The organism is Chitinophaga sp. ARDCPP14 (assembly GCF_051362515.1).
In the GTDB taxonomy this organism is placed as follows: Bacteria; Bacteroidota; Bacteroidia; order Chitinophagales; family Chitinophagaceae; genus Chitinophaga.
This window is the reverse complement of the sequence record NZ_JBKIXB010000005.1, coordinates 111,936-138,057: the sequence shown is the minus strand read 5'-3', so window position 1 is coordinate 138,057 and position 26,122 is coordinate 111,936. Positions and strand designations below refer to the sequence as shown.

The 26,122-nt window shown below is 45.9% G+C and carries 18 protein-coding genes; 12 read left to right on the top strand and 6 right to left on the bottom strand.

Annotation, left to right across the window (positions count from 1 at the left end):
* Window position 1: 1 nt before the first annotated feature.
* Window positions 2–508, bottom strand: coding sequence for a hypothetical protein (locus ACLHR0_RS15640; protein ID WP_436487757.1), 507 nt, complete (start codon window positions 506–508; stop codon window positions 2–4).
* The gene (locus ACLHR0_RS15635) at window positions 489–1,271 is read right to left on the bottom strand and encodes a hypothetical protein (protein ID WP_436487756.1); all 783 of its coding nucleotides are present in this window, start codon (window positions 1,269–1,271) and stop codon (window positions 489–491) included. Before ACLHR0_RS15635 ends, ACLHR0_RS15640 begins: the two co-directional genes overlap by 20 nt.
* A 1,084-nt stretch (window positions 1,272–2,355) precedes the next feature.
* On the opposite strand from ACLHR0_RS15635, the gene ACLHR0_RS15630 reads away from it, so the two are divergent.
* Window positions 2,356–4,728, top strand: a complete 2,373-nt coding sequence (locus ACLHR0_RS15630) for an ABC transporter permease (RefSeq protein ID WP_436487754.1) — start codon at window positions 2,356–2,358, stop codon at window positions 4,726–4,728.
* A 46-nt stretch (window positions 4,729–4,774) separates the two neighbouring features.
* On the opposite strand, the gene ACLHR0_RS15625 is transcribed toward ACLHR0_RS15630, so the two are convergent.
* The 4 genes from ACLHR0_RS15625 to ACLHR0_RS15610 all read right to left on the bottom strand — a co-directional run bounded on the left by ACLHR0_RS15625 (window position 4,775) and on the right by ACLHR0_RS15610 (window position 7,940).
* Window positions 4,775–5,410, bottom strand: coding sequence for an RloB family protein (locus ACLHR0_RS15625; protein WP_436487752.1), 636 nt, complete (start codon window positions 5,408–5,410; stop codon window positions 4,775–4,777).
* Entirely contained in the window at window positions 5,407–6,708 is a 1,302-nt protein-coding gene (locus tag ACLHR0_RS15620) for an AAA family ATPase (protein ID WP_436487750.1), read from the bottom strand. Before ACLHR0_RS15620 ends, ACLHR0_RS15625 begins: the two co-directional genes overlap by 4 nt.
* Window positions 6,709–6,828: 120 nt before the next feature.
* Complete coding sequence (locus tag ACLHR0_RS15615) at window positions 6,829–7,482, bottom strand: serine hydrolase domain-containing protein (protein WP_436487748.1); 654 nt, start codon at window positions 7,480–7,482, stop codon at window positions 6,829–6,831.
* A gap of 26 nt (window positions 7,483–7,508) precedes the next feature.
* Window positions 7,509–7,940 (bottom strand): serine hydrolase domain-containing protein, encoded by a 432-nt coding sequence (locus tag ACLHR0_RS15610; protein ID WP_436487746.1) that lies wholly within the window; start codon window positions 7,938–7,940, stop codon window positions 7,509–7,511.
* Between the two features lie 172 nt (window positions 7,941–8,112).
* On the opposite strand from ACLHR0_RS15610, the gene ACLHR0_RS15605 reads away from it, so the two are divergent.
* From ACLHR0_RS15605 to ACLHR0_RS15555, 11 genes are all read left to right on the top strand, one after another.
* The gene (locus ACLHR0_RS15605) at window positions 8,113–8,667 is read left to right on the top strand and encodes a sigma-70 family RNA polymerase sigma factor (protein WP_429049018.1); all 555 of its coding nucleotides are present in this window, start codon (window positions 8,113–8,115) and stop codon (window positions 8,665–8,667) included.
* Between the two features lie 88 nt (window positions 8,668–8,755).
* Complete coding sequence (locus tag ACLHR0_RS15600) at window positions 8,756–9,901, top strand: FecR family protein (RefSeq protein ID WP_436487744.1); 1,146 nt, start codon at window positions 8,756–8,758, stop codon at window positions 9,899–9,901.
* A gap of 402 nt (window positions 9,902–10,303) precedes the next feature.
* Window positions 10,304–13,723: a TonB-dependent receptor gene (locus tag ACLHR0_RS15595; RefSeq protein ID WP_436487742.1), complete on the top strand. Its 3,420-nt coding sequence runs from the start codon at window positions 10,304–10,306 to the stop codon at window positions 13,721–13,723.
* An 18-nt stretch (window positions 13,724–13,741) separates the two neighbouring features.
* Complete coding sequence (locus ACLHR0_RS15590; protein ID WP_370912068.1) at window positions 13,742–15,163, top strand: RagB/SusD family nutrient uptake outer membrane protein; 1,422 nt, start codon at window positions 13,742–13,744, stop codon at window positions 15,161–15,163.
* Between the two features lie 19 nt (window positions 15,164–15,182).
* The gene (locus ACLHR0_RS15585; protein ID WP_370912069.1) at window positions 15,183–16,268 is read left to right on the top strand and encodes a redoxin domain-containing protein; all 1,086 of its coding nucleotides are present in this window, start codon (window positions 15,183–15,185) and stop codon (window positions 16,266–16,268) included.
* A 13-nt stretch (window positions 16,269–16,281) separates the two neighbouring features.
* Window positions 16,282–17,391, top strand: coding sequence for a redoxin domain-containing protein (locus ACLHR0_RS15580; protein WP_436487740.1), 1,110 nt, complete (start codon window positions 16,282–16,284; stop codon window positions 17,389–17,391).
* A gap of 20 nt (window positions 17,392–17,411) precedes the next feature.
* Window positions 17,412–18,620 carry a redoxin domain-containing protein gene (locus ACLHR0_RS15575; protein ID WP_436487738.1) on the top strand — a complete coding sequence of 403 codons (1,209 nt, stop codon included), beginning with the start codon at window positions 17,412–17,414 and terminating at the stop codon, window positions 18,618–18,620.
* A gap of 661 nt (window positions 18,621–19,281) precedes the next feature.
* On the top strand, window positions 19,282–19,965 hold the full coding sequence (locus ACLHR0_RS15570) for a response regulator transcription factor (protein ID WP_079473001.1): 684 nt from the start codon (window positions 19,282–19,284) through the stop codon (window positions 19,963–19,965).
* Complete coding sequence (locus tag ACLHR0_RS15565) at window positions 19,962–21,272, top strand: sensor histidine kinase (RefSeq protein ID WP_429048993.1); 1,311 nt, start codon at window positions 19,962–19,964, stop codon at window positions 21,270–21,272. Before ACLHR0_RS15570 ends, ACLHR0_RS15565 begins: the two co-directional genes overlap by 4 nt.
* A gap of 121 nt (window positions 21,273–21,393) precedes the next feature.
* On the top strand, window positions 21,394–22,776 hold the full coding sequence (locus ACLHR0_RS15560) for a TolC family protein (protein WP_429048990.1): 1,383 nt from the start codon (window positions 21,394–21,396) through the stop codon (window positions 22,774–22,776).
* A 53-nt stretch (window positions 22,777–22,829) separates the two neighbouring features.
* A complete protein-coding gene (locus tag ACLHR0_RS15555) occupies window positions 22,830–26,102 on the top strand; it encodes an efflux RND transporter permease subunit (protein ID WP_429063938.1) in 3,273 nt (1,090 codons plus the stop codon).
* Window positions 26,103–26,122: the final 20 nt, after the last annotated feature.

The following is a 26,122-nucleotide window of genomic DNA, read 5'->3' as shown; positions in this document are numbered from 1 at the left end:
ACTATTTGTTTTGTTTAACAAAAAGTGCGTTTTCTCTCATATAGTTGACACTATCCTTCATGTAAAGTATTGCCCGTGTGAGTTTCTCAGTTCCTTGTGCATCTGCAGTCATTCTGTCGATCTGCAAAATATCCAGGTTAAAAGGATTTAAATACATCAGGTGTGATAGCTCAAAAGGGAGATTATGATCTTCAAATGCTCCCAGGAAACGAAAATCTCCATATTTTGCTGTGATTTTATCTTGATCGGCTTTCGAAAGCTGAATCAAATGCAAAGTGTCTGGGACCTTTAACCTGCTTATGATCATGAGCTGCTGTTTGGGCTGATAGGCAATACCGATAGGTTTAAAGGTATATACTTTGCCCCAACCAGCCTTTGGATCAAAAAAGGAAGTGTGGGATATCTCACTGATAAAGCCCTTTTGATTATACTGATCAGTAGAGCAGCTATTGGAAATAAGCGCCGGAAATATAACTGAAAGTAGGTATTTAATCTCTAACCGTACCATAGAATGCACCATTTAAACTTGCTGTTCTTTGAAAATTAGGGTATTGAGATGTCCAGCCGCTCACAGCCACCTTTAAAGTATAGCTTACTTCCCCAGAGTGAACGCCGGTTTCGTTTCTCGCACTTTGAACGGTAAATCCCGCCTCAATTTCCGAACCAATTTCTATAACTTCGGCATTAAAGCCGGCCATAACTTTCGTACCTCCGTTCACAGATGTAACAATGGTTCTTTTTTCGCTGGCGCCATAAATAGCATTCCCATTCGTTTGCAGTGTCTGCGTATGGCTGGTTGCCTGAACTGTTCCCACAGAACCGTATGAATATGTACCTACTATATCTCCAGGAGTTCCAATAAAGCTTATTACTGGATTCCCGTCACCTTGTTCAGCGGGACCGATTTTGTAAACACGACCATTATATCTGTTGTAGTCATATTGATAAGGGATTGTAACCATTACCTGCAAATTACGTGTCCTGTAACGCCCTGTAACCTCCAGCTTGCCATAGTAGTAGTCTACCTGGGAAACTTGCCCGTCTACAATACTGTAGTAAATGCCAGGGCCGCCCCAATTATAATCATGGTTTCCAACAACGACATCATTCTTACTACCGGTTACCTCATCCGAATCTTCCGTCATCGTATTGGCGTTAACGTTAGCGAACGCATTTGAATTTAACTTTTGGAGTGTTGCTGGTTCGTCTTTTCGACAACTGGACATAAGAATAGTAAATCCAATTAGCCATGCTGCGATTGGTTGCTTCATAAATAGCGTTTTAAAGATGAAAATATATGTGAATTGCAAAGACTTGAGTAATGGGTTTTAACCGGGTTAATAGAGAAATTCGTGAAATAGGGTTTGAAAAATTACACCTTATGGATTAACGAAGCTTTTACTTGTACTTAAGATGTTTCATTGCAAATAGTATTTCGGGCGCAATAATATAATACAAAAAAGAAAAGTCCAAATTATCTTAATAGTTATTTATTATAAATGTTCAAGAAATTATCCAGTAGGTTTAAAGTCTGTTTGTTGCGTCGTTGATTACTGAACTGTCAAAGTTGCCCAGTGAATACAAAATTCAAATAGTTTTTGTATTTCTATCTCGATATAACTAACATATACTTAGCTATCCGGATTTTAACTCGTTATTGGAAATCCTCAAATAGCCGAATTACTGTGAAAGGCTCCTCATTTACCATTTTTAGTAGATTTCTGTATTAGTTATAGTACTTTCCTTTCCGGAGTGGGGTATTACTTTATTATATAAACAATCTATAAAAACACATTTATGAACAATCTCAGTGCCCCTATACTTTTCCTGATCGTAGGAATTTTGTTTTTCGTAATTCAGATAATGATTATCAGATGGGTATTGAGAATAAATGATATTGTATTTTATCTGGACAAAATAAATGAGAAGCTATACAAGATTGCGGAAGATAAAAAGTTGAATAATAATTCCTGAACTATTACCCTGAACGCCTTACTTCTGATTTTTACAATTATTATTGTTTACCTGAGCCATTCGACATCTACTCAATTTAAACCAGCCATATAAAACTTAACCCCCTTTCCACTAATGATTCCGGGCTACATCCCATTAGGTTCGCTAATTGATCATTAAAACTGAACAGGTATGTCCGTATCCGTACATATTACTTATTAAACTATCCGCCACAGAAAGGCAAACATAGCCACCACAGCGGGGCGAACAAATAGGCAACAAGTGGTATGGTAGTTGTTGCCCAGGTAAAATACCGGCGCTGACTTCAATATTTCCGGGTTGGCGCTATGGAACTAAACTGTTTAACGGTCTTTTTAAATTAACCTTATGTTCTCGAACTACTTGAAGATCGCTTTACGTGTTCTTTGGCGCAACAAGATTTATGTGGTCCTCAACGTAGTAGGCTTAGGCTTTGCTATTGCCTGTTGTATCCTGGCATATCTCAACTATAACTACAGAGCTAACTTTGATCTGAATCACGTTCACACCGAGCAAATTTACCGGCTGAACAGTGTGCGGTTGGTTGATGGAAGCAGGCAGCCCTGGGCCGTTGTGCCCTTACCTTTAGCCCAGGCCATGCAGAAAGAACCTGCCGGGGCGGAACAGGTGGCCCGGTTCAGTAGCGCTGCAGTTGTTGTGAAAATTAAGGAGAATACTTTCGATGAGCATATTCACTATGCTGACAAAACGCTATTCGATTTTTTTACTTTCCCCCTGAAATCCGGTAATCTGTCCGGTTTTGGTCAACCGGATCAGGTAATCATCAGCGAAGATTTTGCAGACAAATACTTTCCAAAGCAAATTCCGGTGGGCCAGTCATTGACGATCATTGGATCCGAAGGCCGTTCTAAGATATATACGGTTGCTGCTGTAACACAGAAAATCCCGGCAAATTCAAGTATCCAGTTCGATATCATCACTTCATTTGATAATGGATTTGTGAATGGGCAGGTGGCCCCCGACGACTGGGCCAATCCGGATCTCATTACAACATTTGTGAAATTAAAGGATAAACAGGCGGCCCGTTTTGTAATGGCTGATCTTAATAACTATGTAGCGGTTCATAACCGTAATCGTTCCAATTGGCCCATAGCAGGCTTTTCCCTCCAACCTTTCTCTGAGTTGGCGACCACCTCGGATATTGACATGCCGGGATACGTATATGGCAACCAATTAACGGTTAATCCACGTGGTGTGCTTGTTATAGTTCCGGCCATCATGTCGCTGTTTATTTTAATTATCACCTGTTTCAATTTTACCAATATTTCCATCGCATTTGCCAGTGGACGGTTAAAAGAGATTGGTATCCGTAAGGTAATGGGAGGTTTCAGGAGCCAGCTAATCCGTCAATTCTTAACGGAGAATATTGTTTTATGCCTGTTGGCATCTGTATTGGCGTTGTTGTTTGTCCATCTGTTATTGCCGGCTGTTAGTCAACTTACAAACGTTGAACTTTCACCTGACTATAGCCGGGATTATGGATTTTGGTTATTCCTGGTATCAATTCCCGTAGTCAGTGCCATTTTTTCTGGTCTGTACCCGGCAATGTACGTTAGCTCTTTTCAGCCGGTTCAGATTCTCAAAGGTAAAACTTCACTTGCGGCTTCCAACCGTTTTACACGTTTCCTGTTGATCTCACAATTTAGCTTGTCGTGCTTCGCATTGGTAGTTGGCATTGTGATGTCTCAAAACGCCCTATTTCAAAAGAAAGTCGATTTTGGCTATGCTGTCAATGAGGTGGCGGTTGTAGAGATCAGCAATCCCCGGGAGTACGGGGTTTTTACCCAGGCCATTCAGCAGTACCCGGAAATTAAAAGCGTGGCCGGATGTGTGCAGCAAATTGGTGACGGCACCTACACCCAGACGGCCAAAGCTGAAAATGGGCAAACCCAGGTACAGGTCGCGCAGGTAGGAGGGGAGGCCTATCTTAACACGATGGGAATCCGTTTGCTTCAGGGGCGTCATTTTTACGATAATGGCGCTGATGCCGATGAATCTATCCTGGTCAATCAGACCTTTCTGCAACGGTTACAGATAAAGGAACCGCTTGGTCACCGGGTCACCCTGGATAGCATCAATTACACGATTGTTGGAGTTGTGAACGATTACAAAGAATACGGCTTACATGGTCTTGTACCACCTTGTGCGTTACGTATGGCCAAACCAGCGGAGTATAAGTTTGTGGTTGTTCGCTCAGATAAAGATAGATTGTCGCAGGTAACCCAGCACTTGCAGGCAGCCTGGCGTAAATTGATACCCAATGTACCCTACCGGGGATATTTGCAATCAGATTTAATTGAAAAGGAGATCCGGATGACGCAGGCATTTAAGTTGATTGCATTTTTCCTGGCCATAGTTACGTTGCTTTTGTCAGCATCAGGCTTATTTGCGCAAATTTCATTGAACATAGACAAGCGAAGTAAAGAAATCGGTATCCGCAAAGTACTGGGTGCATCGGTGCTGCAAATTATAGGATTAGTCAACCGGGAGTTTATACGTATTCTCCTGATTGCATTTGTGGTTGGTTCAGCGCTGGGCTACTTGTTTACGAACAAGTTTATTTTTGGAGTTATTTACCGGTATCATGCTAATATTGGAGCAACGCCTTACATCGGTGCATTCCTGATTGTATTGCTCTGCTGCAGTGCTGTTATTGGAACAAAGGTATACCGGGCTGCTAATGCAAATCCAATAAAAAGATTGCGTACTGAATAGTATATGTTTTTTAAGAAAATGGAGTGGGGATTGCCTGTGGGTATTCTTAAAAAAGCTGCCCCAACTTATTTACTTCAAAAAATAATGGCATCTCCGATATTGCGCTTTGAGGCGTATCAGGATTAAAACATCCCAGTTGTTTTGCATTGTTTATTGCGGTAGCTAATTTTGATTTTAGTTGCAAGTAAATATCATTATTCTGTTTGGTATAATACTTTTGTGTCTTTTTATAATCTTTGAGATGTTTTTTTAATTGCTTTTCAGCGCCTTCGCATGAGCTAAAATATTTTGATGTACGTTCAAAATGGAGCAATAACCAAAATTCAAGACACGGGTTGTTAACTATCACAATTACATTATCATGTTCAGATTTAATTTTCCTTCGATATTCTGAAAATGTTTGAACGGGAGTTTTTACTCCTTTTTGGGTATTTTTTGTCTCACTTGCAAGTGTATCAAAATCAATTATCCAGAAAACCTTGTCGTAGTCTCTGGACAGCTCCGTTACCATCTCAAATTGTTCTGAAAGCCTTTTCCTTTGAGGTATCTTAGGCTCAATGTTAACATTAATGGACCTTTCGTTTCTCTTTAGCATTTGCAAATACCACACTTCAGTATCTCCATCCACAACAACCGCAAATGTTTTCCTGGCCTTTATTGCAGTAGCTCTTTTTTGTCTCATTTTTCGATGTCAATGTAGTAATCTCCTAAATGCGGAACACCACCAAGTTTGCCGCTTTTATAGACATTTAGCCTATTTGTGGTGTCCCTGATTACCGAACTGTCAAAGTCCGCTAGTGAATATAACGAAGTTGAGCAGGATTCATCTTTATCGGTAATCCAGATAGCGTCATCTCTGAGTATATCCCTGCTGTCAAGGATTTCTCTGTTATGCGTTGTTGCAATTATTTGAGATTTATCTGCATTCAAAAGAAATGAAAGTAAGAAATGACGATACAATTCGGGATGTAATGATGATTCAAGTTCATCTATAGGAAATGCAACTGAGTTTTTAATGAGCAGCGCCAGTATGCCAGCTAATCCATAATATCTTTTAGTACCCTGCGATTCCAGGTCGAAATGCAGCGTATACTTTTTGTCATCTTCTGTGGTGTGTTCGAATGCTAATTTTCGGGAGGTTATCCTGCCTTTAGCTTTTAGTTCATTTATTTTATCATTTGGGGTATTCAACTTGGTTTCAATAAATGTGATGAAACCTTCAGGAATATCTCTTTCTTCTTCTTGAATGAGTATATCTGAAATATTAAAATCAGCTTTTTTAAGAATACTCACAATATCCTCTTTTGAGATGTTAGCGTTGTCAATGTGCGACGTTACATCGCCTTCTAATGCAGTAGTTGTAAGAATCAGGGGTTTCAGATATTCTCTAAACCAATCTGTAGCCTCCTTTAATTCTTTTAATTCAATGTTTGTTTTTAAAAAGCCACCCAATACAGTATTGTTCCAAAGAGTGTTTGATTCTAATATCTTTTCAGAAGTTTTATCTATTTTAATCTTGCCACCAAAAGTGATCTCTGTGAATTGGTTTTCCAGGTTTGTCTTTCTTTTGAAAACACCCGCTTTGTTGGGATGGAAGAAATCCAGTTTCTCTGCTACAATTGCCTTGGGGGAAAATTCAACTTCATAATAGTATCTTATTTCATTTTGAATAAACGTTATCGTAATAACAGCGTTTTGTTTAGGTGTTTGGCTATCAAAAAGAAAAGGATGAAAATCTAACTCCTTTGTTTTTTTCCCTACAGGCTCTAAAACTATATTTCTTAAAAAATCCAGTGCTTTTAATATCGTGGTTTTGCCTGATGCATTTGCGCCATAAATTAAAGCCAGCTTTAGCAATTTAACTCCACCAGTATTTACCACATATTGTTTTTCAAGATGCGATGATTTAGTTGCTTCAAAAGAAAGCGTTTGCTTATCCTTGATGGAACCAAAGTTTTCAATACTAAAATTGACTATCATTTTATGCCTTTATTATGTAAGTATATTACAAATATAGCGTAAAATAAGTAAATTTATGATGTTTTTACGTCGAATTTTGTAGTCGACATGCAAATTTAAGGACAAAGAACCTGAAAATACCTAATCAAAACCAGCTATATAAAACTTAGCAACCCCTTCCACTAATGATTCCGGGCTGCATCCTGTCAGGTTCGTTAGAATTATAATCGAAATATCATCCTGGGGATAGATAAATAAAGAAGCTCGTCCTCCTCCAATGGGCGCTATAGCAGGGTGCCTGGGCCGGTCCACAACCGGCCATCCAAGTGCGTAACCATTGAGGATACCGCCAAAACCGTCAAGAGATCCGTTATTGAGACGCACAGGCGTCCACATCGTATGAATACTTTTTTTGTCTTTCAGCAGTTTGCCCTGTTGCAAAGCTATAATCCAACGGGCCATTTCTCCCGCTGTACTGAACATCCCTGCGTCAGTCAACAAAAAAGCCGGGAATTCCTCGTATGTCTGCATCAAATGATTCTGCTTTACAAGTTCTCCTTTATCATCTTTATGGTAATAAGTATACGTAGGCGCTTTCCTATGGAATACATCAAAAGAATTCCCAAATGTGGTTTGCTGCATATTCAACACATCCAGTTGTCTGTGTTGAATAAAGCTCACGAACGGCTGCCGGCTTAATTTGTCGATGAGCTTTCCCAAAAGGAGGTAATTGGTGGTATTATAATTAAAGCGTTCACCTGGCTGGAAAAACAGGGGCAGGCTTTTTACTTTCACCCAGGAGGAATCTTCTCCTTTTTTACTTACAATTCATCGGTTAAAGTATCTGTAATATCCGGGAGACCGGAAATGTGGCCCATCAGTTGCCGTACAGTAACTTTTTGCCAGGTCAGGGGTAAACTGTCGAGATAACGCGAAATGGGGGATTCAATATTCACTTTCCCTTCTTCCACCAACTGCATAATTGCGACCCCGGTAAAGGCCTTGGTAATAGAGTTAATGGAGAATACTGTGCTATCTGTTACCGGAACAGAGAATTCAACGTTGGCGAAACCGTAGTTGCTCATCCTGACGATTTTCCCATGTTGAATAACAGCCATCTGCAAGCCCGGAATGGAACGTTCTCTCATCTCATACTTTATGAAAGCATCTACCTTATCAGCTACTGGTTGGGCATAGCCACCAATACCCCATAAGATAAAAGAAAACACTACCGTAATGGTTCTTATTCTCATTTTAGTATATATAGCGTTTAAATGTACAGATAAGTTAATCTGTTTCTTTCAATCAACAATTTTCCAATTTCCTCTCACCCCTTGTTTCTCATCCCCGTATACCTTAGCTTTGGGTTCATAACAATCTCTAATATCAACCAATCATTAATTTTTGCAGGCATTTTTATAAGAGATGATGACCGAGTACTCCTACTATGCTGATGATGAGCTGGTTCAGCTGATGGGTAAAGATGATCACAACGCCTTTACAGAAATTTACAACCGTTACTGGAAACGTTTGTACGTACTGGCATACGATCGCCTGCGTTCCCGGGAGCTGGCGGAAGATGTGGTGCAGGACGTGCTTACCGGTCTTTGGCAGCGCAGGACGCAAACTATCATCCGGTCGTTGCCTGCCTACCTGGCTACGGCCAATAGGTACGCTGTATTTACACAATTATCGAAAATGGTCCCGGTTACAGCGGTGGAAGCCCTCCCCGAAGCTGTTCAGGCGGTGACAGACGATACCGCCCAGTTACATTTCCTCCAGCAATCCATGCAGGAACAATTAAAGCAACTACCCGAAAAATGCCGCATTGTATTCGATTATAGCCGCAATATGGGTATGAGCAACCGGGAAATTGCCACGGAACTGAAGATCTCCGAAAAAGCCGTGGAAAAGCATATTACCAAAGCCCTGCAGCGACTGCGCCTCCAATTCCGCAACTACTTTCACGCCCTTTTTTAAAAATGTCTATAATTTTTTTTTGACGGAGGTAGGGTAGCACCCTTATTTCCAGACATTACTATATAGGACCCTGTAAATTATATCACGGATGGAAATGAATGAACTGGCCATACTGTCAAAAAAGTACCTTGCCGGCGCGGCCAGTGACGAGGAGAAGGATCGTTTGCTGCGATGGTATAATGCTTATGACGAGCATGCCTTAACAGCCCATTTAACTGTGGAGGAAAGAGAAACCGAAACAGCCATGGAACAACGGATGCGTAATCGCCTGATGCTGGCAACGGCGCCAGAGCCGCGCGTAGTGCCCATACGCCGCCGTAGCGGCTGGAAGGTGGCAGCGGCAGTCATATTGCTGGTAACGGCAGGCAGCAGCTTCTATGTGTGGCAGTCGGGTAAGAAACAGGTGGTCGCAGATAAACCGGCGATTATTATGCCCGGAGGCGATAAAGCCACGCTCACGCTGGCAGATGGAACGGTGGTAAACCTGGACAGCGCCGGCACGGGAGTACTCACTGTACAAGGGAATAGTAAAGTAGAGAAAACCACGCACGGACAAATCGTATATAAAAACGAGGAAGCCGAGGCATCTGCGGTAACTTATAACGTATTGCGCACGCCCCGCGGCGGACAGTATAAAATCACCCTGCCGGATGGAACGGATGTATGGCTGAACGCTGCCTCCTCTATCAGTTATCCTACGGCGTTTGCGGGAAAGGAGCGGACGGTGACGATCACAGGAGAGGCCTATTTTGAAGTGGCCAGCGATGTGGAACGGCCTTTCACGGTGAAAGTCAATAACATGGAAGTAATGGTGCTGGGCACGCATTTTAATATCAATGCCTATGGAGATGAAAGCACCATCAATACCACCCTGCTGGAAGGGGCGGTGCTGGTAAAAACAAGCAGCGCTATGCGTCACCTGAACCCGGGGCAGCAGGCAAAAGCCACGGCCAGCGGCGACGGGATCATAAAAGTGGGCAGGGTAGATGTGAACAGCGCCATCGCCTGGAAGAATGGGTATTTCTCTTTTGAGGAGGCAGATATCCCTACCGTCATGCGTCAGTTATCCAGGTGGTATAATATAGAAGTAAAATACAGCGATAAAATACCGGGAGAAACATTTACCGGGGAAATAGGGAGAAGTCTTACACAGGAACAATTGTTAAAAGTATTGTCACAGGCAAAAATTAACTTTAAAGTAGAGGAGGGAAGACGGATCATTATTTATCCATAAGCTAAATCAATAACCAACCATAGCTGATACCACCAACGTCAGCGAAACAACCAATGTTGCCAGGCTTGCTAACGCCTGCACAGATAGCTATCCAGTAATATCATGTTATGAATTGATGAGGTCCACCGGACGCGGAGGTCTTATGTTCATCCATAAAAAAAACCTGGTGTCAAGATTGGCGTCCGCACCAGGTTTTGATCAATGGTTAACCCGTTTCAGGAAAGCTTTTCACTGCCTGCAAAGGCGGATGAGAAACATTTTGTCAACCAAAAACCAATCTAAGGTATGAAAATTAATGTTGTTCGCAACCCGCATGGGTTTTCCATGTCATTGGTTCGTTCACTTGATAACGGAAGGTCCCCTCAACCAGGGACCAATTATGTCACCAAAATCTGGCGAGTAATGAGAATGACCGCAGTTTTATTAACGGTACTGGCTTTACACGTTTGTGCCAGTGGAGTTTCACAAACGGTCACGGTGTCCTGCAAGGATATGCCGCTGCAGCAGCTGTTCAGCGTCATCAAACAACAAACCGGGTATGTGTTTTTTTACCGGAGTAAAGATTTGTCAGATGTGAGTCCTGTTTCGGCAGAGATCCGGGAAGTGCCGCTAAAGGCAGCACTGGGAAAACTGCTGAAGGATAAGCCGTTAACCTTCGATATAGAAGGCAACACCATCGTTATTTCCCGGAAGGTAACCCCTCCGGCGAACGACGACGCGCTTCCCCCGGAAGATGTGCGCGGCAAAATAGTGGACACCAAAGGCAATCCCATACCCGGCGTATCGGTGCGGGTAAAAGGCAGCAACGCCGCCGCTATCACTGACCAAACGGGGTTCTTTATCCTGCATAATACAGATGCCCGCGCGGTGCTGCTGATTTCATGCGTTGGCTTTGAATCCAAAACGCTCAGTATGGGTGGTAAATTCACTGTGGAGGTGGAACTGAAAGCCAAAGTGGATGATCTGAACCAATACGTGGTAGTAGGCTACGGCAGCACTAAAAGAAAAGACCTCACCGGCTCGGTGGCCTCGGTAAATGTAGACGAAGTAAAGAATGTTTCCTTCGTGAGCATCGACCAGGCCCTGGCCGGTAAAGCAGCAGGTGTGCAGGTTACACAATCCGACGGCTCCCCCGGCGGCGTAGCCAAGATCCGCATCCGCGGTGGTACCTCCCTGCTCGGCGGCAACGATCCCCTCTACATCATCGATGGCGTACAGGTAACCATCCAGAACAGGTATATCCAGAACCAGGCAGAAGTGGTAAACCCGATTGAAAGAGCCGGCAGCGATGATCCTAATAATACCGTGAGCGGTTCTTTCTCCCGCGGACTGAACAGCCTCGCCGGGTTAAATATCAATGATATTGAAAGCATCGATATTTTGAAAGATGCATCCGCCACGGCTATCTACGGTTCCAAAGCAGCCAACGGCGTGATCATCATCAACACCAAAAAAGGTAAGCTGAACCAGAAACCAGTGCTGGAAGCCAATTACTATGCGGGTGTCAGCACACCTATCAAGGAAAAACTGCTCAACGCAACGGATTATCTCTCGCTGCTAACAGAAGCCGCTGTAAACCTGAATACCGCCCGCGCAGCCGCAGGTCAGGCATCCAGCACCAAGGCAGATAATATTATTAAAAATCCTTCCAGTCTTGGTACAGCTAACACCGACTGGCTCGGCCTCGTACTCCGTAATGCTACCTCGCAGAATGCCGATATCTCTGTACGCGGCGGCGGCTCGGGCTCCCGTTACTATACTTCCCTGGGTTATAACAAACAACAGGGCGTGGTGCTCGGAACGGATTTCTCCCGTATTTCCGGTAAGATCAGCCTGGATAATGAAATCACCAGCCGGTTCCGGATCATCACCAACCTGGATTATGGCTTCACTAAAAATAATATCACCAATGGTATTTATCCGGCCGCATTCTTTGCGCCGCCTACCTTGCCTGAACGCAACCCCGACGGCAGCTATTACCGGTTCCTGGGCTCGCAGATCGGTGGGTACGACTACCAGGGAAATCAAAACCCGATGATCCTCCTGGATGGTATCAACGAAGGAAAAACATCTTCTCTTCTGGGATCACTCTCCGCAGATTATGATGTGCTGAAAGATTTGAAATTCAGGTCTACTGTTTCTGTTAACTACAACAACTACCACCAGCTGAACTATGTGTCCAGTTCGGCCGTTATCGCTTCCCCCAGCGGGGTAGACGACTCCAATGGCGGCGTCGGCTCACAGTCACAAACAGAAGATGTAAACCTCTTCTTCGAAAATACCCTTACCTGGGACAAACAGTTTAATGAAAACAACCGGTTAAACCTCCTCGGCGGTACCTCCTGGCAGAAATACCGTTATAACTCCTTTTCCGCCAGCGGGCAGGGTTTCCCGGATGATAAATACCTGAACAACCTTTCCTCCGCAGCCATTACTTTACCCGGCACCGGTGTTTCCGGGCAGAACTCCCTGCTGAGTTTCTACATGCGCGCTAACTATGCCTGGAGAGAAAGATACCTGTTCACCTTCACCGGCCGTTCAGATGCGTCCTCCAAATTCCCGAAAGATAACCGCGTAGGTTATTTCCCTTCCGGCGGTGTGGCATGGCGTATTTCTGAAGAGCCCTTTATGAAAAAAGTAACCTGGGTAAATGAACTGAAACTGAGAGCTAGTGGCGGTTACACCGGTACACAGAATTTTGGTGATAACCTTTATTATACTTTGTATACGCCCGGTTCTTACGGTGGTGTGAACGCACTCGTTCCTACCCAGCTCGGAAATGAAAAAATTAAATGGGAATCTACCCTGCAGAAAGACCTGGGCCTCGACTTTGAACTGTTCGGCTCCCGCCTGCGCGGTGTGATCGGTTATTATGAAAAAAATACCACGGGCCTGTTAATGGCTACACAACTGGCCCCCAGCTCATCTTATGGGAGTGTGATCTCCAACTTTGCTACTATCAATAACAAAGGACTGGAGCTGGACCTGCGCACGGACTTCATCAAAAGCAAACAATTCCAGTGGACAGGCGCGCTTAATATTTCCAGGAACAGAAGTAAAGTAACCGACATCAACGACGATTTCACCAATGCAGGTGAAGTCAGCTCCTATATCCAGGGGAACAGCATCGTACGCAAAGGAGAACCCCTCGGCCTCTTCTATGGCTATAAAATGAAAGGTATTATACAAAACCAAAAGCAACTGGACGATTACAAGAAAGAATTCACCTTAGCACGGTACATGGCTCCCTACCTCGGCATCGGTGATCCGATGTATGAAATAGGCGACAATGGATTTTATAAAAGCGATGTGATAGGAAAGTCGCAGCCGGACTTCTTTGGCGGCTTCACCAACACTTTTACCTTTAAAAATTTTAGTCTTATCACCTTACTGACGTTCTCCTACGGCGGAGACCTGCTTTATCTCGCAGATATCCAGAATAAATCTTTCGATAGCTATGCCAACAGGGGAGTATCTATAAAAGATCGCTGGACACCCGAAAATCCAAATAGCAACAGGCCCCGCCTGCTGCTCGGGGAAAATGTGAGCAACACTGCCAGCGACGATGTGTACAATGGTTCCTATATCAAATTAAAATCCATTACGCTTACCTACCAGCTGCCGGCAAGAGTAGCTTCCTCGCTGCATATCAGGGACGCTTCCATGTACGCATCTGCTACCAACCTGTTTACGATCACCAACTACCCTGGCCCCGATCCGGAAGTGAGCAACAATCCTTACAGCCTTATCAACGGCAGCTCGGATGTAAGCACCTTTCCCACTACAAAGCAGTTTAACATCGGTCTTCGTTTTGGATTTTAAAACAACAAAAAAGATTTTATGAAAAGGATCATATATACTTTGCTCGGCACCCTATTAATAGCAGGAACTTCCTGCAAAAAGGAGCTGGGAAAATTACCGGAAAATGCAAAGGTAGATGGTAATACCATCATCGACCAGCGTACTTCTGAAATCGCCCTCAATGGTGTTTACTATCGCTTTGCCAACGTGGATGCCACTAATAATGTAACGGACTGGTTTGAACACGAAGTGCCCCCCGCCGTATTTGCCGGTTATATGGGATATGGTTATGGCGAAGATGGAGCAGAACTCAATGACTACACCAATTCCTTTTTCAGCGGCGTATACTGGACTTCAGCCTATCAGTTGGTAAATGCTGCCAACGGCGTTATAAAAGGCGTTTCCCTGCTGGAGGACAAAGCGTTTACCAACAACCGTAAAAAAGAAGTATTGGCAGAAGCACGGTTCCTGCGGGCTTACGGCCATTTTAAAGTGCTCAGTTACTTCGGCCAGTGGTTCGATCTCAGCAGCCCTTACGGCGCATTGCTGCGCGATGAATTTGTAACAGTGGGCGCTACCGCAAAAGCACGCAGCTCGGTGAAAGACAGCTACACCGCTATCCTCGCTGATATTGATGATGCCATTGCCAATGCGCCGGCACAAAATAAAGCGTTCTATGCTACCCGCTGGGCCGCCATGGCGCTGAAAATGAGGGTGCTTATGAGCCACGGCCAGCCGGCCGATTACCCGGTGGTAATAGCCCTGGCAGACAGTATCATCCTCAATAGCCAGTATACGCTGGAGCCGCAGATGAAAGACATCTTTTACACAAAAGGCCTTGCCAGCCCGGAAGTTATACTCGGTGTTAAATCACAGCAAAACCAGGAAAGCTATTACTATGTGCTCAGCCGCCAGTACTGGCCCGGTGCATCTTCCCTGTATGTAGCCAAAACAGCGCTGAAAACATTGCTGGCGAATGATCCCCGCGGCGCCTGGATGATAGGTTCCGCCAATGATTATTCGGATGGCACCTTTTACTTCCTGAAATATATCAAAGAAGGAAATACGCCCACACCTTTAACAGAAACCGCCTATGCCATCCGTTTAACAGAAGTATACCTGCTGAAAGCGGAAGCTATTGTACGTTCCGGCGGCAGCCTCGCTGCGGCCCGTACTATCCTGAAAAACATCATGGGCCATGCGGGTGTAACAGATTTTTCTGCAGTAGATAATGCCGGAAGCGTTAATGAAATGCTCAAACAACTGTACCTGGAAACGGTCCGCAACCTGGTAGGAGAAGACGGACAGGAGTGGATGTCGCTGCTGCGCCTTCCATCTTCGCTGGTACAGGAACTGCGGCCCACCGCAAATGATAAGGTGAAATATATCATGCCCATCCCGCACACCGAATTTTTGAACAACCCGACCATCGGTGAGCAAAACCCGGGCTATCAACAATAATAACTTTTAAATATTCAGTATGAAGATCCACACACCCACTATGTTTGCCATGCTGCTGCTGGCCGCCGCCTGCAGCCAGCCTAAAGCTCCCTCCGCCAGTATCACGGCGGAGCTGCGCGGATTGAAGGACTCCGTTGTTTTCATCTCCATACCGGTAGCCGATTCTGCTAAAACAGACACGGTGCCGGTAAAGGATGGCCGCTTCACCTGGACCGGCAACATCACCGAGCCGCAAAAAATATATATCGGTACCTCCACACGCTACCTGGAATTGTTCGTGGAAAATGCCGCTATACAGGTGAACGGAAATATGGATTCAACGGACCAGATAAAGATCACCGGCTCCGCCACGCAGGACGCTTACGAAGCGTATAAAAAATCGATCTCCGATATCACCAGCCAGGAAGATACCCTTTACTCAAAGTACGATGAAGTAAAAGGTAACGATACCGCCAAAGCGGCTTTGGAAGCGAACCTCGAATCCCTGCGTAATCAGCGGAGGGCCCGCGCCAAAGCCTATATTAAAGCACATCCTGAAAGCGCCGTAAGCCTGAACATGGTGGCAGATATGGCCGTGATGGGAGAATATGCACCGGTAGACAGTATGTTCCGTATACTCACGCCGGCGGCACAACAAACCGCTACCGGCGTACGATTGGCCAAACGCCTCGCTGTGCTGAAAAAGAGTGCGATCGGTGAGCCGATGATAGATTTCACTCAGGGAGATGTAGATGGTAAACCCGTTCGCTTATCCGACTTCAAAGGCAAATATGTATTGCTCGATTTCTGGGCCAGCTGGTGCGGTCCTTGCCGCGCTGAAAACCCCAACGTGCTGAAGGCTTACAACACATTCAAAGATAAAAACTTCACCGTGCTCGGCGTATCGCTCGATGATAAAGCCGATAAATGGAAAGAAGCGATTAAGCAGGATGGCATGCCCTGGATGCAGGTGTCGGACCTGAAAGGCTTCCGCAATGAAGTAGCGCAGGAATACGGTATCCAGGCGATCCCGTCTTCTTTCCTGATAGATCCGCAAGGCATCATCATCGCCAAAGAATTAAGAGGTACTGCACTGCATACAAAGCTGGCTGAAATATTAAAGTAAAAACTACGCAGGTATGAAAAAAATAACCGCATTGCTGGCTGCTGCATTAACTACAGCAGCAGCCTACGCACAGCAAAACACCACCATCACGGCTACCATCAAAGATCTGCCGGCTGGTCAGTGGGTATACTGGCGCTCACAGGGCAACGATGACCGCCGCGACTCCGTGCAAACCACTGCCGGCGGGTTTACCATCAAAACAAACATCGCCCCCGGGGAAGCAGATTTCTATATTATCCAGATCGGGAAAAAGTATGGAGACAATAATATGATCTTTTACTACCTCGATAAAGGAAACGTCGCCATAAAAGGAGATGGACCTATGTTTAAGAATGCCACTTTCTCAGGTCCGCAATACATAAAAGATTACAACGAATATACGGCCCTGCTGAAACAGGCGCCCGGGTTGCAAGGACAGGCAGCCCTCTATGAACAGGCGAATAAATTATACGCCGCAAAGGACTCCGCCGGCCTGGCAGCCCTCGAACCTAAAATGAAACGCATGCAGGAAGAGCGTGACAGCCTCACCAAACAATGGATCCTGCAACATCCGAAATCCGGTATCAGCGCATCGTTGCTGTCGCACCTGAACGACGTGCCGCTGGATGAAAAGGAAAGTATCTTTAATAAATTGTCTGCCGCTGCGAAAGAAAACGGCCCGGCAAAACGACTGGCGCACAGCATACGTGTAAATAAACTCACCGGCATCGGCAGCATGGCGCCGGACTTCACGCAGAATGACACTTTAGGCAAACCCGTTTCCCTAAAGGATTTCCGCGGTAAGTATGTACTCATCGATTTCTGGGCCAGCTGGTGTCATCCCTGCCGGGAAGAAAATCCGAATGTAGTGGCCGCCTTCCAAAAGTATAGCAGCAAGAACTTCACGGTACTCGGCATATCGCTGGATCAGCCCACCGGCAAAGAGAAGTGGCTTAACGCCATTCACCAGGACAACCTCACCTGGACGCATGTGTCTGACCTGAAATTCTGGAACAACGCCATCGCCCAACAGTATGATATCCGCAGCATTCCGGCTAACTTCCTGGTTGATCCTTCCGGTAAAATTATCGCCAAAGATCTGCATGGGGATGAGCTGGAAAAGAAACTGGCGGAAGTATTATAATCATCTCAAAAAACAGCAGCATGAAATACAGTCTCATTGCGCTTCCTTTTATAGCCCTGCAATTTGGGGCACAGGCGCAGGAAAAGTTACCATTTACCCTTGCGGGAGATATTAAGGGTCTTCCCAATCGCTACGTGTACCTCGCCTATGCGGAAAGCGGCAAGGAATACCGGACCGACAGCGTATTGTCGAAAAACGGGCAGTTTACCTTCAGCGGTAAACTGGTGCAGCCGGTAGAAGGCCGTATCTTCGTGGATAAAAAGACTGCCATGTACGGAGAAGGAGACATGGCCTCTTTTTTCATGGAGGCAGCGCCCATGAAATTAAAGTCTTCCACCGGGCGCCTGAAGGACGCGAAACTCACGGGTTCCAAAGCCCAGCTGGACCAGGACCAGCTTGATGCGGCCCGCGCACCTATCATGAAAAAGCTCCAGCCACTGTCTGATGCTTTTAATAAGCTGAATAAAGAATACATTACTGCCATCAAAGCAAAGAAATCCGAAGCTGCGCTGGAGGCCTACAAAACAAAGCTGGACAAAATAAAAGACCAGATGGAGCCCTATTACGAGGAAATGGAGAAAACGGATAAAGCCTTCCTTACTGAGCATCCCAACTCCTACGTATCTGCACAGCTGCTTCGTTTTCGTATAGGCAATATGCCTTTGCAGGAAGGAGAGGCCTTTTATGCAAAGATGTCGCCTGAGATGCAGCAAAGCGCCAGCGGCCTTGAAATCAAACAGGAACTGGACGCCCTGCGCGCCGGCTCTCCCGGCAGTCCTGCTCATGATTTCACCAAAACCGATATCGAAGGCAAAACCATTAGTCTTGCTGATTTCAAAGGCAAATACGTGATGCTCGACTTCTGGGCCAGCTGGTGTGGACCCTGCCGCAAAGGCAATCCGCACCTGAAGGAGCTATATGGTAAATACAGCAGCAAAGGCTTCGAAATCATCGGCGTTTCTGACGACGACTCCAAGCCTGAAGCATGGAAAAAAGCCGTTAACGAAGATGGCATCGGCATCTGGCGGCATGTACTCCGCGGCCTGGATTGGAGCAAGCGGGAAAAGAACCTGCCCAACCCCGAAGATTTGAGCGACTACTACGGCATCCATTCCCTCCCCACCAAAATCCTGATAGACCCCAATGGTGTGATCATTGGCCGCTACGGTGGCGGCGGAGAGGATGACGAGGCGATGAATAAGAAGCTGGCGGAGCTTTTCGGCGCGTAGATACGCGGATTTTGTCTTTCTCAGGATTACGCTGATTTTACTGATTTGGGGGATTTGATCACTTGGGATTTTAAAGGATTCGGGGAGATGTAAGCGGATGTTGTTTTTTTGAAGGAGAAGATGGGGTATTTAAAGATGATGTGAAGAGGAGATAGGTTATGCTTTGTACTGGCTTTGGACATGCCTTGGACTTACTTTGCATCTGCCTTTAATGTGCTTTGAAGCTGGCCTTGATGTGGAGGTGACGTGGACTTGATCGGTAATGTATTGTGTATCAATGCGCTATAGCAGGTTTTGAAATATTCTTTAGACGCATCCTTCGGAGAAGTAAACTGGTTATCAATACCTTACAGATATTATAAAGATAAGCAAGATCCGCTAAAATTCAAAAAAATCAGCCTAATCAGCGTAATCAGTGAGAAAGACAAAATCCGCTAAAATCCCAAAATAAAATTAGCGTAATCCTGAGCCAAGACGAAATCCGCTTAGATCTCCCCGAATCATTTAAAAATCCAAAGTGATCAAATCCCCTAAATCAGTAAAATCAGCGTAATCAGCGGGAAAGACAAAATCCGCGTAATCCTGAGCCAAGACAAAATCCGCGGCAAAACTTCAAATTTGCTATAAATTTACTACGCACTTTGCATCCAGGTGTGTTTATATGAAAGTATTGATTGTAGAAGATAACAAGGAACTGGCCAGCGGTATTTCCGATTACCTCAACGGGGAAAAGTATATCAGCGAACTGGCTTATGATGTGGAAACGGCCCGGGAAAAGCTTTCTCTTTTCACTTACGACTGTATACTGCTGGATATCATGCTGCCTGACGGCAATGGGATGGAATTGCTCAATTTCATCCGGCAGGAGAATATCAGCAGCGGGGTGCTGATCATTTCCGCGAAAGATGCCCTCGACGATAAGGTGAACGGCCTCGAACGGGGTGCGGATGATTATGTAACCAAGCCTTTTCACTTACCGGAGCTGCATGCCCGCCTGAGAGCTATTTACCGCCGGAAGAAGCTGGATGGCAATAACCTCGTTGTTTTCAATGAAATAGAGCTGAATACCGACACCATGGAAGCCCTGATCAATAACTCCCTCCTGGACGTAACACGCAAGGAATTCGACCTGTTGTTGTATTTTGTGGTCAATAAGAACCGTGTACTGTCACGACAGGCTATCGCCGCTCACCTCTGGGGTGATTATACCGATAACCTGGCTAACTTCGACTTCGTTTACCAGCATGTGAAAAATCTGAGAAAGAAGATCAGCGCCGCAGAAGGAGTAGACTATATAGAAACGGTTTATGGATTAGGGTACAAGTTTAATACATCCAAAACATGAAGCTGCTTAATAAAATAACACTCTGGTTTATAGGGATCGTGTTCCTGGTAACGCCTGTTACCATGGTGATTTCGCGCAATAATATCAAAAGGCACCTCGATGACGCCGAAGTAGCGCGTATGACCGCCGTCAACGACCGGGTGGCCCAGCAGATGATGGCCGGTGAAAAACCAGACCGCTACACCCATGGCAGGCCCATTGCCATTACCACCGTGGCGGGTCCGCTGCCGGAGAAGAAGGTAATTGTAACAAAAGATAATTTTGTAGCAGAAGATCTTGGAAAGAAAGAATGCCGCATCACGGTAGATTCCTGGTATAAAATCGGGGACCAGCAATATAAAATATCGTCCTATAATTATGTGATCAAATCGGAAGAAATATTCCGGGGTATGCTCAGCACGGTAGTATGGAAAATGCTGTTGATGATCTTTGCGGTATCTGTTACAGCAAGGTTGCTTTCCGGTAAGATCTTTTCCCCGCTGCGCCGCACCATGAAAGCGATTCACAGCTTCGACCTGAAACAAAAGAATAAACTGCAGCTGGCGGAAACCAGCACCACCGAATTTAAAGAGCTGAATGTATTCCTCAGCAAGATGACCGATAAAGCAATGGAAGATTACGCTGCCGTAAAAGAGTTCAGCGAAAATGCTTCGCACGAATTACAAACGCCGCTGGCCGTGATCCGCAGTAAGATAGAACTGTTGTCCGAAACCAACATCGATAGCGTGCAGGCCGCACTGCTTGGGGATATGCAGAATGCCATTGAGAAACTGTCACATATTAACCGCTCCCTCATTTTGCTCACCAAGCTGGAAAACCAGGAGTTTAAAGTAACAGAGAGCCTCAAGTTTTGCCGCGTGGTGAAAGATGTGATTGCTACTTATGAAGACTGGATCACTATGCGTGAAATCGCCATCACCACTAATCTTGATAAAAACATTCCGCTTAATATTCACCCGGCCCTTGCTGAAATGCTTATCAGCAACCTGCTGAGCAATGCCATCCGGCATAACCGCGACGGCGGACAAATAAAAATGGTGCTCACTCACCGTGAGTTAAGCATCAGCAATACCGGCATACCGCCGCAAATCCCCACGTGTGAACTGTTCCAGCGGTTTAAGAAAAGTAACCAGAGCAACGACAGCATCGGGCTCGGACTGGCCATCGTAAAGCAAATCTGCGAGGTGAATGGCTATGATGTGGATTATAATTACAGCGATGGATGGCATAAAATACAGGTGTGTTTTTACAAAAAACAGACAGTAAACAGTGATGCCTTGCCTGTAGCGGCCGCAGTAGCCGTTTAAGTGTCCATCTCACAAAAAAAAATCCGTATTTCCCTTTTCCTTCAAGTTTACTTCAAAATGATACAGAAATTTTGCAGTTGAATATCCTTCAGGATATTTCAACCGTAAAATCTATTTATTCATGTGGAGTAAGAAATATTTGCTGTTGGCGCTTGTATCCCTGTTTTCAGGCTACCATTTATATGCACAACAGGCATTTACCTTAAAGCAGGCTATCGACACGGCTATTGCCAACTATGGAACGATCCGTGCCAAAGCCAGCTACACCGCAGCTTCCAGGGAACAGGTGTCCCAGGCACGCCGCGATTACCTGCCTAATTTCAATGTGGCAGCACAACAGGACTATGGTACCGTAAACGGCCAGAACGGCCCGCTGTACGGCTTCGGAGGCTTAGCAGTGGCTTCCTCCGGCTTACCACTCGATCATCAGAACTGGAACGCCTCCTTCGGCGCATTATACCTTACTAATATCAACTGGGATTTCTTTGCTTTCGGCAGGGCAAAGGAAAAAGTTAAAACAGCATTAGCGGCCGCCGCTCAGAACGATAAAGACTGGCAACAGGAGATTTTTAAGCACAAGATAAAAGTGGCGGCCACTTATTTAAACCTCGTAGCAGCACAGCAATTAACCCGCTCTTACCAGGAAAACCTGGAACGTGCAGATACCATCAGGAGGGTAGTGGTTACCCGCGTGAAAAACGGGCTGATAGCGGGTGTTGATTCCTCCCAGGCCAACGCGGAATACTCCAATGCAAAAATTGCGCTTACCAAAGCGAGGGATTTTGAACAAACACAAAGCAATGAACTGGCACAGCTGCTGGGCATCACGCCGCGGCAATTTATACTGGACACTTCTTATGTAGCCCGCATCCCGGCGCTGCCGCAGCAAACATTTTCCCCGGAAAACCACCCGCTGTTACAGTGGTATAAGAGCAGGATCGCTGTTAGCGATGAACAGGCAAAATATGCTAAAACCTTTTATTACCCGGCGTTTACGCTGGTGGGCGTATTGCAGACAAGAGGTTCGGGCTTCGGCTATGGTTATGCTACCGATCAAACAGACTTCACCCATAGCTACTGGGATGGCATTAAGCCTACCCGTACCAACTACCTGTTGGGCGTGGGCGTTACCTGGAATATTACGCAGCCCTTCCGCATTTCGCGGCAGGTGAAGTCGCAACAGCTCATCAGCCAGGGATTACAGGAAGAATACAACCTGGCGGATCAGCAGATCCGCGCACAGCTGGACCTCTCTGATATCAAAATCAAAAATGCTTTAGATAATTACCTGGAATCGCCTGTACAGGTGAAAGCCGCTTCAGATGCCTATCTCCAGAAATCAGTATTGTATAAAAACGGACTGACCAACCTGGTAGATGTAACACAGGCGCTGTATGCACTCATCAGGGCGGAAACAGACAAGGATATTGCATATAGTAACGTATGGCAGGCATTATTGCTGAAAGCCGCCGCAGTAGGTGATTTCAGCATCTTTGAAAATTAGCTTTTCGTTAAACGGACGCCATTGATGGCTTTATTTATCAACACTTCATTACCATGAACTTAATCAGTTTCGCATTAAAAAAACCTATTACCATCCTGGTACTAGTTGCCGGCCTGTTCTTCTTCGGGATTAAAGCAGTCAATACGATTAAGATTGACATCTTCCCGAAGCTGGACATGCCGGTAATTTATGTGTCGCATCCTTTTGGGGGATATACTCCCAAACAAATGGAATCCTTCTTTGCTAAACAATACATCAATATATTCCTGTTTGTAAATGGCGTTAAAAGTATAGAAACAAAAAATATCCAGGGTCTTACGCTGATGAAGATCAACTTTTACCCTGGTACCAACATGGCGCAGGCAGCTGCGGAAGTGAGTGCCTTTTCCAACAGGATACAGGCCATTTTCCCACCTGGTTCCAACCCGCCGTTTATTATCCGTTTCGATGCCTCCACCTTGCCGGTAGGCCAGCTGGTATTGAGCAGTAATAAACGCAGTAATAACGAATTGCTGGATATGGCAAACGTGTATGTGCGTTCTTCCTTTACTTCCATTCCTGGCCTGATAGGTTCCACTCCATTCGGCGGTAATATGCGTACCGTGGTGATCAAGGCCGATCCTGAGCTGCTCCGTCAGCATAATATGACACCGGATCAACTGGTGGAAGCCATGCGGCTTAATAACCAAACGGCTCCTTCCGGTAACGTGCGTATCGGGAATAATAATTACATCACACCGGCTAATACCACGATCCGTAACGTAAAAGATTTTGAAAACATTCCCTTATTTAAGGGAGATGTACAAAATCTTTACCTGAGAGATGTAGCTACGGTAGAAGACGGGGCGGATGTTACCGCAGGTTATGCGCTGGTAAACGGCCGTCGCTCGGTATACCTGAGCATCGCCAAAGGCGCCGATGCCTCTACCTGGGAAGTAGTGCAGAACCTGAAAAAATCATTGCCGAAGATGCAGGCGCAGCTGCCGGAAGATGTGAAGCTGAGCTATGAATTTGACCAGTCGACCTACGTGATCAACTCCGTAAAAAGTTTGCTCACGGAAGGCACCATCGGCGCGATCCTTACGGGCTTAATGGTGTTATTATTCCTGGGTGATCCGCGCGGGGCGATGATTGTGATCCTTACCATTCCTACCTCCATTATTTCAGCTGTGCTTTTCCTGAGCCTGTTCGGGCAAACCATCAATATCATGACGCTGAGCGGATTGGCGCTGGCCATTGGTATCCTGGTAGATGAAAGTACGGTGACCATAGAAAATATACACCAGCACCTGGATATGGGAAAACCCAAAGCGCTGGCTATCTGGGATGCCTGCCAGGAGATTGCTTTCCCGAAATTGCTGATCCTGTTTTGTATCCTTGCGGTATTTGCGCCGGCCTTTACCATGGGCGGTATCCCGGGATCACTGTTCCTGCCGCTGGCTTTGGCTATAGGATTCAGCATGATCATCTCTTATTTCCTGGCACAAACATTTGTGCCTATCATGGCTAACTGGGTGATGAAAGTAAAGCATCACAAGAAAGCAGATGGCGGCGAGATGACAGATGCAGAAGAATTTGCGGCTGCTGGTCTTTCCGGTGAAAAAGATACCTGGGAACAAAAGAAAGTATTGATAGAGCGCGGCGACTTTAACGGCAATGGTAAGCTTAGTCGCTTCGAACGCCTGAGAAACCGCTACCTGCGCTTTATCAAAAGGATGATGCCTTACCGGAAGCCTATTGTGATTGGCTACCTGGTGGTGGTTTGTGGCATCGTGGTATTGCTGCTTGCCAACATTGGCCGTGATGTACTGCCAAAGGTGAATGGCAGCCAGTTCCAGGTGAGGATGAGAGTGCCGGATGGTACCCGTATTGAACGCACGGAACAGCAAACCATCAAATTGCTGGATGGTATTAACCAGATTGTGGGAAAGGAAAATGTGTCCATTACTTCCGCCTACATAGGTATGCACCCGCAGTTGTTTTCCACGGCACCTATCTTCCTGTGGATGGCGGGCCCGCATGAAGCCGTATTGCAGGTGTCGCTCAGCGAACATTATCATACTAACCTGGATGAGTTAAAGGATAAGATCAGGGAGAAGGCAAAGGTGATTGATCCAACGATAAAACTTTCTTTTGAGCCGATAGAGTTAACGGATAAGATCCTTAGCCAGGGGTCGCCCACGCCGGTGGAAGTGCGGTTTGCGGGCCGCGACCGGAAACTGAGCGAGCAATATGCGCAGAAGCTGATTACTGAATTAAATAAGCTGCCTTATCTCCGCGATGTACAGTTAGGGCAGTCCATTAAATATCCGGCTATCAACGTAAATATAGACCGTATCCGGGCTGCACAGCTGGGAGTAGATATGAACGATATATCCCGTTCCCTGGTGGCTTCTACTTCTTCTTCCAGGTTAACGGAAAAGAATATATGGGTAGATGAAAAAGCCGGTTTAAGTTATAACGTACAGGTGCAGGTGCCGGAAAGTAAGATGAACAGCAAAGAACAGATCGGTGAAATTCCGTTGCTGAGGAATAATTCCCGTCCGTTGCTGAGTGATGTGGCTACTATGTCGGTAGATACCACTTACGGCGAGGTAGATAACCTCGGCGCCATGCCCACACTAACGGTAACGGCTAACCTGAATAATACCGATCTGGGTACGGCTGCAGTGGATGTAAAGAAAGCGATTGCCGGACTGGGTACGCTGCCGCGCGGACTGAATGTAGACCTGATTGGGTTAAGCAATACGCTCACGGACACGCTGGATAGTTTGCAGAGTGGTTTGCTGGTGGCGATTGTAGTGATCTTCCTGATGCTGGCGGCCAACTTCCAGTCGTTCAAAGTATCTGCCGTAGTATTGGCTACGGTGCCGGCGGTGTTGCTGGGATCCCTGGTGTTGCTGATGCTATGCCGTTCTACGCTGAACCTGCAATCTTACATGGGTATGATCATGTCGGTGGGAGTATCTATTTCCAACGCCGTATTGCTGATCACGAATGCAGAGCAGTTGCGGAAGCATAACGGCGATGCGCTGTTATCTGCTACAGAAGCGGCGGCATTGCGTTTACGGCCTATCTTAATGACAGCCCTCGCGATGGTGGTAGGTATGATTCCTATGGCCAGCGGTTTGGGTGAAGCCGGCGATCAGTCGTCCCCATTGGGAAGGGCGGTAGTAGGCGGACTGATAGCGTCCACTTTTGCGGCACTGTTTATTTTGCCCCTGGCGTTTGCATGGGGACAGGGTAAAGCAGGTACACAGAGCGTATCACTGCATCCAAGAGATGAAGAAAGTATTCACTATATCCCATCAGACGAAAAAGCCTGACCATTATCTAATTCTAATAA

Excerpts from the sequence above, each read along its gene's own strand:
- ACLHR0_RS15575 (WP_436487738.1), top strand. The coding sequence starts at position 17,412 with ATGAAATACAGTCTCATTGCGCTTCCTTTTATAGCCCTGCAATTTGGG.
- ACLHR0_RS15600 (WP_436487744.1), top strand. The coding sequence starts at position 8,756 with ATGGAAATGAATGAACTGGCCATACTGTCAAAAAAGTACCTTGCCGGC.
- ACLHR0_RS15635 (WP_436487756.1), bottom strand. The coding sequence starts at position 1,271 with ATGAAGCAACCAATCGCAGCATGGCTAATTGGATTTACTATTCTTATG.
- ACLHR0_RS15595 (WP_436487742.1), top strand. The coding sequence starts at position 10,304 with ATGAGAATGACCGCAGTTTTATTAACGGTACTGGCTTTACACGTTTGT.
- ACLHR0_RS15570 (WP_079473001.1), top strand. The coding sequence starts at position 19,282 with ATGAAAGTATTGATTGTAGAAGATAACAAGGAACTGGCCAGCGGTATT.
- ACLHR0_RS15625 (WP_436487752.1), bottom strand. The coding sequence starts at position 5,410 with ATGAGACAAAAAAGAGCTACTGCAATAAAGGCCAGGAAAACATTTGCG.
- ACLHR0_RS15590 (WP_370912068.1), top strand. The coding sequence starts at position 13,742 with ATGAAAAGGATCATATATACTTTGCTCGGCACCCTATTAATAGCAGGA.
- ACLHR0_RS15555 (WP_429063938.1), top strand. The coding sequence starts at position 22,830 with ATGAACTTAATCAGTTTCGCATTAAAAAAACCTATTACCATCCTGGTA.
- ACLHR0_RS15605 (WP_429049018.1), top strand. The coding sequence starts at position 8,113 with ATGATGACCGAGTACTCCTACTATGCTGATGATGAGCTGGTTCAGCTG.
- ACLHR0_RS15640 (WP_436487757.1), bottom strand. The coding sequence starts at position 508 with ATGGTACGGTTAGAGATTAAATACCTACTTTCAGTTATATTTCCGGCG.
- ACLHR0_RS15585 (WP_370912069.1), top strand. The coding sequence starts at position 15,183 with ATGAAGATCCACACACCCACTATGTTTGCCATGCTGCTGCTGGCCGCC.
- ACLHR0_RS15565 (WP_429048993.1), top strand. The coding sequence starts at position 19,962 with ATGAAGCTGCTTAATAAAATAACACTCTGGTTTATAGGGATCGTGTTC.
- ACLHR0_RS15580 (WP_436487740.1), top strand. The coding sequence starts at position 16,282 with ATGAAAAAAATAACCGCATTGCTGGCTGCTGCATTAACTACAGCAGCA.
- ACLHR0_RS15560 (WP_429048990.1), top strand. The coding sequence starts at position 21,394 with ATGTGGAGTAAGAAATATTTGCTGTTGGCGCTTGTATCCCTGTTTTCA.
- ACLHR0_RS15620 (WP_436487750.1), bottom strand. The coding sequence starts at position 6,708 with ATGATAGTCAATTTTAGTATTGAAAACTTTGGTTCCATCAAGGATAAG.
- ACLHR0_RS15610 (WP_436487746.1), bottom strand. The coding sequence starts at position 7,940 with ATGAGAATAAGAACCATTACGGTAGTGTTTTCTTTTATCTTATGGGGT.